This window comes from Streptomyces sp. 7R007 (assembly GCF_054850255.1).
On sequence record NZ_JBTWMV010000001.1, the window covers coordinates 692,203 to 703,448 of the forward strand.

Consider the following 11,246-nt stretch of genomic DNA (forward strand, 5'->3'; position numbering starts at 1 on the left):
GTGCCTCCCGTCCGTGCCCGGTCCCCGGGCACGGACGGGAGTCTTCCTGCTGGAGCGCACGCGAAGTCAAGAGGCGGCGAACGGCCCTTCGAGGGCGGCCCACTGGAGCAGCATGATGGTCTTGGCGTCGTTGATCTCGCCGGTGCGGATCATCTCCAGGGCGCGGCGGAAGGGCAGTTCGACGATCTCGATGTCCTCGCCCTCCTCGTCGAGCCCGCCGCCCTCGTGGGTGCGGGTGGCGGGGCCGTAGGCGGCGGCGTAGAAGCTGACGCGTTCGGTGACCGAGCCGGGGCTCATGTAGACGTCGAAGACGTGCCGGACCTCGCCGATGGTGTGCCCGGTCTCCTCCACCACCTCGCGGCGCACGGCGAGTTCGGGGTGCTCGTCATCGTCGTCGAGCAGGCCGCCCGGGGTTTCGATCAGCATGCCGTCGGGGTGGCCGTTGACGTAGACGGGGAAGCGGAACTGCCGGGTGAGTAGGACGGTTTCCCGCTCGGTGTCGTACAGCAGCATGGTGGCGCCGTTGCCTCGGTCGTGGGTCTCGCGCTGCTGGGTGGACCAGGTGCCGTCGGCGTGCTGGAAGTCGAAGGTGGTGGCGCGCTCGACGTACCAGTGGCTGGAGAGCAGTTTCACCTCCCGTACCTTCACGCGGGGGTTGCCGGTCAGGTCCAGGCCCGTGCGGTCCAGGCCGGTGCGGCCGCGGCCGTCCGGGGTGTCGATGCCGGCGGTCATCGGGCACCGCCGGTCCGGCGGGAGGGTTGGCTCGCGTTGTTCATGGTCGCTGTCTATCACGGTGCTGTCAGGTCAGTGCGAACACGTGGTGGTGCCGGGCGGGCAGGTCGACGAAGAGGCCGGGCGCGACCAGTTCGCCGCCGTCGCGGTCGTACGTCTGTGCCGTGAGCAGGTCGGTCAGCCGGCGGGTGTCGCCGGCGAGGTCGGGCCAGGGCAGGGGGACGCGGCCCTGGGCGGGGGCGTCGGAGTGGTTGACGATCACGACGTGCCGGGTGTCGGCGCCGGTCCAGCTCCAGGCGAGCAGGTTGCGGTGGCTGTCGTTGTCGGGCCAGCCGGTGGTGTCGAGCAGTTGCCAGTCGCCGTCGCGGACGGTGGCCGCGGCGGGCAGCAACCGGTCGTAGAACGCGCGCAGTTGCTCGTCCACGGGCTCTGCCGGGCGGCGGTTGAGGAACACCGGCGGGCGGACGCGGCGGCCCTCGAACTGGCCCTCGTGCCAGAGGGTCGCGCCGGGGAGGGTGGCGACGGTGACGGCCGCCGCGCGGTGCCGGTCGCCGGGGAGGGTGGCGGCGGCGCGGGGTTCGTCGTGGTTCTCCAGGAAGCGGACCAGGCCGCGCTGGTAGCCGGGGCCGGCCCGCAGGTGGGAGCGGACGGCCTCGGCGTCGTCGTGCAGGAGGCGGTCGTAGAGGCGTTTGTCGTAGCAGTGGTCGAAGCCCTGCTGCTGCAGGGCCCCTTCGAGGTCCCAGTACGCCTCGGCGACGAAGAGCATGTCGGGGTGGCGGGCGCGCACGCGCGGCAGGACGTACGGCCAGAAGTCCTCGGCGGGCGGCGGGCCCGCGCGGTCGCCCCAGGTCTTGGCGAAGACGTCGTTCATCAGCAGCATCGCCATGTCGCAGCGCACGCCGTCGGCCTGCTCACCGATGTTCACCAGCGTGTCGACGGTCGCGGCGCGCATCTCCTCGCTGAACGCGTCGAGTTGGACCACGTCCTGCCAGGGCGCGAAGTAGGGGTCGCGGCCGTTGGCGTAGATCCGGCCGCCGGCCTCGACGAACGCCTCGGGTGCGCGGGCCAGGTCCTCGGCCGTGCCCCGGATCAGGCAGCCGGGGCGTCCGGTGAGCCAGGGGTGGTCGGGGGCGACGTGGTTGGGGACGTAGTCGAGGAGCAACCGCACGCCGCGCGCGGCGAGTCGGGCGCGCGCGTCGGCCAGCCCCGCCGGGCCGCCCAGGGACGCGTCGGCCACGTAGTCGCGTACGCAGTAGGCGGAGCCGGTGACGTCGGCGTCGGTGAGGTCGGGCAGGGCCGCGCGGAAGGAGGCCGTCAGGGACGGGTCGCGCAGGGCGATGGCGAGACCGGCGGGGCTGCGTCGCCACACGCCCATCAGCCAGACCGCGTCGACGCCGGGCCGGGCGACCTCGTCCCAGACCTCGCCGGGCACCTCGCCGAGGGTGACACGGCGTCCGTAGCGGCTGCTCAAGTCGCCGAGCCAGACGAGGGTGTTGATCTCGTAGACGACCGTCATTGGAACGGCTCCTCCTCGTCGACGGTGAACCGTTCACCGTCCCCGGGCCGCAGCGACTCGCGGCCGCCGCGGTGCCAGTCGTCGGCGCTGATGGTGTGGAAGACGGTCGCGGTGGCCGCCACCAGGCCGGTCCAGCCGGTCTGGTGGGAGGCGCCGAGGCCCGCGCCGTTGTCGCCGTGGAAGTACTCGTAGAAGAGGATCAGGTCCTTCCAGTGCGGGTCCTTGGCGAACTTGGCCTGCATGCCGTGCACCGGGCGGTGGCCGTCCTCGCCGCGCAGGAAGGTGGCGGTGAGCCGGTCGGAGATCTCCCGGGCGACCTCGTAGAGGTTGAGCCGGCGACCGGAGCCGGTCGGGCACTCCACGGTGAAGTCGGGGCCGTGGAAGGCGTGCAGGTTCAGCAGGGCGCGGATGAGCAGGAGGTTCATCGGGAACCACACCGGGCCGCGCCAGTTGGAGTTGCCGCCGAACATGCCGGAGTCGGACTCGGCGGGCAGGTAGCCGACGCCGTACCGTTCGCCGTGCACGTCGAAGGTGTACGGGTGGGCCGCGTGGTGGCGGGAGAGGGAGCGGATGCCGTGCGGGCCGAGGAACTCCTCCTCGTCCAGCATGCGGGCCAGGATGCGGCGCAGGCGGTCCTCGCCGAACAGGGCGAACAGGTAACGGCCGTCGCTGTTGGGGTCGGTGGTGACGTGCTGGTCGACCAGGGCCTCGACCGCCGGGTGCCGTTCGATGAACTCCCGTGCTCCCCGGACCAGTTCGGGGAAGCTGCGGTCGGCCCGGCCACCGATCACGCTGGTCGCCGCCAGCGGTATCAGGCCGACCAGCGAGCGCACCTTCAGCGGCGCCGAGCCGCCGTCGGGCAGCCGCAGGACGTCGTAGAAGAAGCCGTCCTCCTCGTCCCACAGGCTGGCGTTGTCCTTGCCGATGCGGTTCATGGCGACGGCGATCCACGCGAAGTGCTCGAACAGCATCTGCGCCTGCTCGACGTAGACCGGGTTGTCGACGGCCAGCTCGATGGCGATCTCCAGCAGGTTCTGGCAGTACAGCGCCATCCAGGCGGTGCCGTCGGCCTGGTCGAGGTGGCCGCCGGTGGGCAGCGGGGCGCTGCGGTCGAAGACGCCGATGTTGTCCAGGCCCAGGAAGCCGCCCTGGAAGACGTTGTTGCCGTCGACGTCCTTGCGGTTGAGCCACCAGGTGAAGTTCTTCGCCAGCTTCTGGTAGGCGTTCTCCAGGAAGGCGCGGTCGGCCTTGCCGGTGCGGTGCTTCTCCAGTTCGTAGACGAAGAGGGTGGCCCAGGCGTGCACGGGCGGGTTGACGTCCCCGAAGTTCCATTCGTAGGCCGGGATCTGGCCGTTGGGATGCAGGTAGAGCCGGCGCAGCAGCAGCTCCAGCTGGGACTTGGCGAAGCCGATGTCGACCATGGACAGGGCGATGCAGTGGAAGGCGAGGTCCCAGGCGGCGAACCACGGGTACTCCCAGGTGTCCGGCATCGACATGACCGCGTCGTTGACCATGTGGTACCAGGCGCTGTTGCGGATGCCGGGGTCGGCGGCGAGCGGGTCGACGCCGTGTTCGGCGAGCCAGCGCTCGACGTCGAGGTGGTAGTACTGCTTGCTCCACAGCATCCCGGCGAGTGCCTGGCGCACGACGCGTCGCTCGTCCTCGCCCATGCCGTCGGGCAGGAGGTCCGCGTAGAACGCGTCGGCCTCGGTGCGCCGGATGTCGAGGGTGGCGCCGAAGTCGGCCCAGGGATCGGCGAGTTGGGTGTCGGTCAGGCGCAGCCTCAGGGTGGTGTGCGCGCCGCCGGGGACGGTCGCGACGTGGTGCAGGGCGGCCTTGGTGCCCCGCCGGGCGGGGTCGACGGCGGCCGTCTCGCCGTGGACGACACAGCGGTCGATGCCGTCCTTGACGTACGGCGTCGGGTTCGGGCTGCCGAAGACGCGCTCGTCGTTGGTCTCGTTGCCGGTGAACAGGGCGGGGGCGTCGGCGTCGCAGTACAGCAGGCGCGGGCCGAGCTCCTCGTGGTCGGCGCGGATGCCGTCGGGTGTCGCGGTGAGGTTCGGCACGGCTCTTCCGCCGGCCCAGGACCAGGTGTGCCGGAACCAGAGCGTCGGCAGCAGGTGGAGGGTGGCCTCCTCCGCGCCGCGGTTGTGGGCCGTGATCTCGATCAGCAGGTCCTCGGGGCCGGCCTTGGCGTACTCGACGAAGACGTCGAAGTAGCGGTCCTCGTCGAAGATGCCGGTGTCGAGGAGTTCGTACTCGGGCTCGCCTCGGGTGCGCGCCCGGTTGGTGGCGACGAGGTCGGCGTAGGGGAACTCGCCCTGCGGGTACTTGTAGAGGTACTTCATGTACGAGTGGGTGGGCGTGGAGTCGAGGTGGAAGTAGTACTCCTTGACGTCCTCGCCGTGGTTGCCCTCCGCGTTGGTCAGGCCGAACATCCGCTCCTTGAGGATCGGGTCGCGGCCGTTCCACAGGGCCAGTGCGAAGCACAGCCGCTGCTTGTCGTCGCTGACGCCGGCGATGCCGTCCTCGCCCCAGCGGTAGGCGCGGGAGCGGGCCTGGTCGTGGGTGAAGTACGACCAGGCGTCGCCGCCGGAGCTGTAGTCCTCGCGGACGGTTCCCCACTGGCGCTCGCTGAGGTACGGGCCCCAGCGCCGCCATGCCGCGCGGGAGGCGTCCGCCTCCGCCAGCCGCTGCCGTTCCGCGCCCGCCGTGCCGTCGTCCGCCGCCATCGCCAGCCCTCCCTAGGACCATTGCTCCCAGACTCGGACGTCCCGGACGGAGCCGCAATGGCTGGGCGGCGGAGGGGGGACTTCCCCATACAAGGCAGGCGCGGGCGGTCGCCTCAGGCGTTCGGCAGCGGGAAGAGCATGCAGGTGCTGGTGGCGTGGGCGAGCAGCCGGTCCGCCGGGTCCAGCAGGCGCGCCTCGGCGAGCGCGGTGCGCCGACCGCTGCTCAGCACGCTGCCGACGGCGCGCACCTTGCCGGTGTCGAAGGTGATCGGGCGCAGGAACTTCACCGTGATGTCCTGCGAGGTGTACCCCACGCCGCGCGGCAGGGTCGACTGGACCGCGCAGCCGGCCGCCGAGTCGAGCATCGTCGCGTAGATCCCGCCGTGGACGCTGCCGATCGGGTTGTAGTGCTCCTCGCCGGGGACGAGGGAGAACACCGCGTGCCCGTGGTCCACCTCTTCCAGGGCCATGCCCAGCGTGGCGGCGATCGGCGGCGCGGGCAGCCGGCCGGCCAGGATCTCCCGGAGGAAGTCCAGGCCGGAGCCCTGTCCGACGGCGCCCGCGGTGATCGCGGGGTCGTCCCAGTCGTACGTACGAGAGCGTTCCATGCGCCTGCGCCACCTCCCTGACTATGTTTCCCGAAGCTAGCTTTGCCCGACGCTGACTGTCAATGACGAAGCCAGCCGGGCTACCCTGGCGGCATGGAGTGGCTGGAGATCAGCACGGAGAACTGCACGGTCCAGCGCACCCTCGACCTGATCGGCGAGAAGTGGACCCTGCTGCTCCTGCGCGACGCCTTCAACGGGGTCCGCCGCTTCGACGACTTCCGGCGTCACGTGGGCCTGTCGGACGCGGTGCTCGCCGACCGGCTGCGCAAGCTGGTCGCGGCGGGGATCCTCAGGACCGAGCCCTATCGGGAACGCGGCAGCCGCACCCGGCACCAGTACCGGCTCACCGCCAAGGGGCGGGACCTGTGGCCGGTCCTGGTGGCGCTGCGGCAGTGGGGCGAGACACACGTGGCGAACCCCGAGGGTCCCGTCATCGACATCCTGCACCGCGACTGCGGCGCGCCGGTGCGGGTCGTGGTGGAGTGCGGCGAGGAGCACGCGGCGCTCTCCCCCGCCGAGGTCACGGTCCGCCCGGGACCGGCGGCCCGGCCGCGGGCGGGCACCGGGAGTCCGTCCACCGCGACCGCCTGACCACGCCACCGTATGCTGCGGCCGTGGCCTCTGGGCGACCGAGGTGCACGCGTCGCGCGGCCGCTACCACCTGTTCACCACCCTCCACGACCAGGACAGGCCGCTGCCGGCTCCCCCGCCCGGCCGGTGGGGCACGCCGTTCCCGGTCGTCCTCCACATGCGCGGCACCGTCGTCGCCGTGTCCGACTCGCTCCAGGGGCTTCGAGGGCTCGGACGCGTCCTGGCCTGGCGAGCGGATCGCTGCGCCTGCCGCGGCAGTGCACGGAGCTCGACGACGGCGACTGAAGAGAAGTCAACAGCCTTCTGCGCACCGGTAGTTGGGGACCACGGTGCACGTGAGCCGGGTCGGGGGAATAACGTGGGCCTTCACTACTGGTGTTCGACGGTCGCGTGGTGCCCGCGCCACGCAGACACAAGGGAGCGTCCATGACCGAGCAGGCGGAGAACTCCGAGCAGGAGGCACTCTCCAAGATCGATACCTCCGTGCCGCAGTCGGCCCGGATCTGGAACTACTGGTTAGGGGGCAAGGACAACTACGAAGTCGACCGCGTGGCCGGTGACGCGTTCCGCGCGATCTTCCCCGGCATCGAGACCGGGGCCCGCGCCGCCCGGTACTTCCTCGCCCGCGCCGTGCGTCATCTGGCCGCCGACGAGGGCATCCGCCAGTTCCTGGACATCGGCACCGGCCTGCCCAACGTCGACAACACCCACGAGATCGCCCAGCGCGTGGCGCCCGAGAGCCGGATCGTCTACGTCGACAACGACCCCCTGGTCCTCGCGCACGCCCGCGCCCTGCTCACCAGCACCCCGGAAGGCGTCACCAACTACGTCGACGCCGACCTGCGCGACCCGGACACCATCGTGCGGGAGGCCAGGAAGACGCTGGACTTCGACCAGCCCGTCGCCCTGATGCTGATGGGCATCCTGGGCCACATCGAGGACTTCGACGAGGCCCGCTCGATCGTACGGCGGCTCGTGGACGCGCTGCCCTCCGGTAGCTACCTGGTGCAGTACGACAGCACCAACACCAGCGAGGCCTACGTGGAGGCCATCCGCCAGTACAACGAGGGCGGTTCGCTCCCCTACATCCTGCGCAGCCCCGAGCAGATCGCGCGCTTCTTCGACGGTCTGGAACTGCTCGAACCCGGCGTGGCGTCGTGCTCGCGCTGGCGCCCCGACGCGGGCGCCTGGGAACTGCCCGAAGAGGTCCACCAGTACGGCGGTGTCGCCCTCAAGCGCTGAGGCCCGCCCGGCCCCGCCGGGTGCGCTCCCGGATCACGTCTCCTGAAGGACGCGATGCAGAATCGTCGGAGTCTCCTCCGGCGATTCCGCCTCGACCACCAGGCGGTTCATGACGTCCCAGTAGCACTCGATCTCGGCCGGCTTGTCGGGATACAGGGCCGTGGTGAGCTGTTCGAGGTAGACCATGTCGGGCAACTGCCCGCCGGGCAGGCGCAGGATGGTGACCGGCCCGCTCTCCGCGGCGTGGCCGCCGCCGACGAGCGGCACGACCTGGATGGTGACCTGGGGAAGCCGGCACATCTCGATGAGGTGCCTGAGCTGAGCGCGCATCGTCCGGGCGCCGCCCACCGGGCGCCGCAGCGCCGCCTCGTCGATGACGGCCCAGAGCTGGGCCGGAGGCTGCCGGCGCAGGATCAGCTGACGCGTCATCCGCAGCCTCACGCGCCGCTCGATCTCCTCGGCCGGGGCGTTCGCGTGGGAGAGCCGGATGGCGGCACGCGCGTAGTCGGGCGTCTGCAACAGGGCGGGCACACGCTGGACTTCGAAGCAGCGGACGACGCTCGCCGCCTGTTCGGCGCCGAGATAGGCCTGCTTCCACGCGGGCACGACGTCACTGAAGTACTGCCACCAGGCGGGGGCGTTGGCCTGTTCGGCCAGCGCCAGCAAGGTGTCGCGTTCGGCCTCGTCGGTGACTCCGTAGAGCGTGAGCAGATCGGCCACGTCACGCTGTTTGAACGAGTGGCGCCCCGCCTCCAGCCGGCTGATCTTGGACCGAGAGGCGCGGATGACGTGCCCCGCGGCCTCACGGGAGATGTCCCGCTCCTCCCGCAGCTCGCGCAGCCGGGCGCCCAGCACCAGACGCGGCACCATGGGCCCCGCCGACGTGCCGTCCAGAACTCCACTGTCGTACGGGGTGTGTAACTCCCCTGCGCTGCCCATGGGCGTCTCCCTGCGGCTTTCTGCGGTCGCTGCCGGCGTGCACGCCGGCATATGACCAGCCATCGTAGGGGCTGGCCCGTGCGCCGCAATGCCGCGCGCGACGGCAATGGCCCGAACTGCTGCTTTAGCCCTGCATTAACGCGCGGCCGCATCAATAGCCCTATGGCCTCGGACTCGGACCTGTGGATCCGCCGCTACCATCCGGCACCGCAGAGCAACGTGCAACTCGTGTGCTTTCCCCACGCCGGCGGTTCCGCCAGCTTCTACTTCCCTGTGTCGGCGGCGCTGACGCCCGCCGTCGACGTGGCGGCCGTCCAGTACCCGGGCCGCCAGGACCGCCGTACCGAGCCCCACGTCCGCAGCATCCAGGACCTCGCCGACGCGATCTTCGCCGCGATACGCCCCCTGACCGCCCGGCCCCTGGCCTTCTTCGGCCACAGCATGGGAGCGATCCTCGCCTACGAGGTGGCGGTACGGCTGGAGGCAGCCGGCGCCGAACCCCTCACCCGGCTGTACGTCTCGGGTCGGCGGGCGCCGTCGTGCCGGCGGGAAGAGAGCCTGCACCGGCAGAGCGACCAGGCCCTGATCGCGGAACTGGCCCACCTCAGCGGGACGAGTTCGGATCTGCTCACGGATCCGGAGGCCCTTGAGATGATCCTGCCCGCCATCAAGAGCGACTACCAGGCCATCGAGACCTACCGGCCCACTCACACCCGGCCGCTGCGGGCCCCGGTCACCGCCATCATCGGCGGACAGGACTCCCGGGTGACCGTGGAGGAGGCCGAGGCCTGGCGCCGGCACAGCAGCTCCTCCTTCGACCTGCGCGTGCTTCCGGGCGGTCACTTCTACCTGATCGACCGCAGCCGCGACGTCATCCGCCTCATCGCCGAGGACCTGGCCCTCGACGGCGCCCGGCCGCCGGGAGATGTCCTGCGGTGAGCGGCGAGGCACGCCCAAGCCACCCCGACGACCGGGCGCCGTGCCACCACGCCGTCACGCTCGCGAACCCATCCTGCTCTCCCGGCGAAGGGACACAACGGTGACCGGACCACTCCGACACGGGGTCGTGCTCGGCGCGAGCTGGGCCGGCGTGCTGGCGGCTCACGTGCTGGCCCGTCACATGGACTCGGTCACCCTGGTGGAGCGCGACACCCTCCCCGACCAGCCCGCGCACCGCAGGGGACTGCCGCAGGCCCGCCACGTCCATGTGCTGTGGTCGGGCGGTGCCAGGATCGTGGAAGCCCTGCTGCCCGGCGCGATCGACCGGGTGCTGGCGGCGGGCGCGCGCAGGGTCGGCTTCCAGGAGGACGTGGTGACGCTGACCGCCCACGGATGGCAACACCGCTTCCCGGCACGGCAGTACGCCATCATGTGCGGACGCCCGCTGCTGGACTGGGTGGTCCGCGACCAGGTCCTGACCGGCAGCCGCATCACGGTGCGCCAGCGGACGGAGGCCGCCGCGCTGGTCGGCCACGGCACGCGGGTCTGCGGCGTCGAGGTCCACGACCTCGACAGCGGCGCACGGGAGACGCTGGAGGTGGACCTCGTCATCGACGCCACCGGACGGGGCTCGGGTCTTCAGCGCTGGCTGTCCGAACTGGGCCTTCCGCCGGTCGAGACGGACATCGTCGACGCGGGGATCGCGTACTCCACCCGGGAGTTCGCGGCGCCTCCCGGCGCGACTAGCGGGTTCCCCGCGGTCAACGTGGCCGCCGACCACCGGACGGGCAGGCCCGGCCGCTTCGGCGTGCTCTTCCCGCAGGAAGGCGACCGCTGGATGGTGACCCAGTCCTGCACCCGCGGGGGCGAACTGCCCACCCGGAGCGAGGACTTCCTCCCCTGCGCGCAGTCGCTGCCCGACCCGCTCCTGGCGCAGCTCATCAGCTCCGTCGAACCCATGACGGACGTCTTCGTCTCGCGCATCGGGGCCAACCGGCGGCTCTACCCCGAGCGGCTCGACCGGTGGCCCGACGGCCTGCTCGTCCTCGGCGACTCGCTCGCCGCGTTCAACCCGATCCACGGCCAGGGAATGAGCGCCGCCGCCCGCGGCGCGGCCGTGCTGGACGCCCGGCTCGCCGAGGGCGACCTGGGGCCCGGGGAGGCACACCGCACGCAGAAGGCCATCAGCGAGGCCGTCGACGACCCGTGGGTGATGGCGGCCTCCAAGGACCTGGAGTACGTCGACTGCCGCAACGAGTCCACCGATCCGCGGCTCAACCAGGAAGTGGCCTACACCCACCAGTTCGCGGAACTCATCGCCCGCAAGTCGATTCGTTCCCGCGAGGTGTCCGACGTGGCGACCGACGTGGCAAGCATGAGCGTGTCCCAGACCGACCTCGGTTCGAGCCGTTTCCTGCTGCTGATGCAGCAGGCCAAGGAGCTCCCGCCGCTCAGCCGACCGCCGCTGCACGCCGACGAGTTGGCCCTCGCCAACCTGGAGTCGCGTGCGGGGCGTTGACGCCCTCCCGCCCCGACTCCAGGTTCCCGGCCGGTCCTTCCGCCGCGGCTGTCCGGCTCCCCGGCCCGCGGGTCACTCCGACCCGGCCAGCCCGAGCTCGCTGTCGATGAACTCCAGCACCTGATCGGCGGTCGCCACCTCCAGCCGCTCCGCCGCGCTGCCGCCGTTCTGCTGCTGGAGGCGGGCCGCCTTCCAGCCGCCCAGCAGTGACTCCAGCCGGGCCTCGACCGCCTTCGCGTCCACGCCCTGTCCGGGGAGCGCGGCCAGCATGCCTTCGAGCCTGGCCACCTCTTCCAGAACGGAGTCGAGGGCGACCGCGGCCGGCGTCGCCGAACCCTCGGGAAACAGCCGGCTGTCCAGGTAGCCCACCAGACTGGACGGGTCCGGGTAGTCGAACACCAGCGCCGGGGGCAGGCGCAGTCCGGTGG

At 71.4% G+C, this 11,246-nt stretch carries 9 protein-coding genes and 2 pseudogenes; 5 read left to right on the top strand and 6 right to left on the bottom strand.

The features are described from left to right. Positions 1 to 66: 66 nt before the first annotated feature. The 4 genes from ACYF6T_RS03315 to ACYF6T_RS03330 form a co-directional block, all read right to left on the bottom strand. Entirely contained in the window at positions 67 to 732 is a 666-nt protein-coding gene (locus ACYF6T_RS03315; protein WP_461693202.1) for an NUDIX domain-containing protein, read from the bottom strand. 67 nt (positions 733 to 799) lie between these two features. Then, complete coding sequence (locus tag ACYF6T_RS03320) at positions 800 to 2,248, bottom strand: alpha-amylase (RefSeq protein WP_461693204.1); 1,449 nt, start codon at positions 2,246 to 2,248, stop codon at positions 800 to 802. After that, positions 2,245 to 4,980 (bottom strand): MGH1-like glycoside hydrolase domain-containing protein, encoded by a 2,736-nt coding sequence (locus ACYF6T_RS03325; protein WP_461693205.1) that lies wholly within the window; start codon positions 4,978 to 4,980, stop codon positions 2,245 to 2,247. Before ACYF6T_RS03325 ends, ACYF6T_RS03320 begins: the two co-directional genes overlap by 4 nt. Positions 4,981 to 5,093: 113 nt before the next feature. Further along, complete coding sequence (locus ACYF6T_RS03330; RefSeq protein WP_461693207.1) at positions 5,094 to 5,588, bottom strand: PaaI family thioesterase; 495 nt, start codon at positions 5,586 to 5,588, stop codon at positions 5,094 to 5,096. Between the two features lie 93 nt (positions 5,589 to 5,681). On the opposite strand from ACYF6T_RS03330, the gene ACYF6T_RS03335 reads away from it, so the two are divergent. The 3 genes and pseudogenes from ACYF6T_RS03335 (at position 5,682) to ACYF6T_RS03345 (ending at position 7,421) form a co-directional block, all read left to right on the top strand. Beyond that, positions 5,682 to 6,179: a winged helix-turn-helix transcriptional regulator gene (locus ACYF6T_RS03335; protein ID WP_461693208.1), complete on the top strand. Its 498-nt coding sequence runs from the start codon at positions 5,682 to 5,684 to the stop codon at positions 6,177 to 6,179. A 25-nt stretch (positions 6,180 to 6,204) separates the two neighbouring features. Then, positions 6,205 to 6,378: pseudogene (locus ACYF6T_RS03340) on the top strand (glycoside hydrolase); the annotation flags it as partial. A gap of 227 nt (positions 6,379 to 6,605) precedes the next feature. Beyond that, positions 6,606 to 7,421, top strand: coding sequence for an SAM-dependent methyltransferase (locus ACYF6T_RS03345; RefSeq protein WP_461693209.1), 816 nt, complete (start codon positions 6,606 to 6,608; stop codon positions 7,419 to 7,421). Between the two features lie 33 nt (positions 7,422 to 7,454). On the opposite strand, the gene ACYF6T_RS03350 is transcribed toward ACYF6T_RS03345, so the two are convergent. Continuing rightward, positions 7,455 to 8,360 (bottom strand): helix-turn-helix domain-containing protein, encoded by a 906-nt coding sequence (locus ACYF6T_RS03350; protein ID WP_461693211.1) that lies wholly within the window; start codon positions 8,358 to 8,360, stop codon positions 7,455 to 7,457. Between the two features lie 162 nt (positions 8,361 to 8,522). Between ACYF6T_RS03350 and ACYF6T_RS03355 the strand changes: the two genes are divergently transcribed. Beyond that, entirely contained in the window at positions 8,523 to 9,299 is a 777-nt protein-coding gene (locus tag ACYF6T_RS03355; protein ID WP_461693212.1) for a thioesterase II family protein, read from the top strand. Between the two features lie 100 nt (positions 9,300 to 9,399). After that, positions 9,400 to 10,818: an NAD(P)/FAD-dependent oxidoreductase gene (locus ACYF6T_RS03360; RefSeq protein ID WP_461693213.1), complete on the top strand. Its 1,419-nt coding sequence runs from the start codon at positions 9,400 to 9,402 to the stop codon at positions 10,816 to 10,818. A 72-nt stretch (positions 10,819 to 10,890) separates the two neighbouring features. On the opposite strand, the pseudogene ACYF6T_RS03365 reads toward ACYF6T_RS03360, so the two are convergent. Then, a pseudogene (locus tag ACYF6T_RS03365) lies at positions 10,891 to 11,246 on the bottom strand (hypothetical protein); the annotation flags it as partial.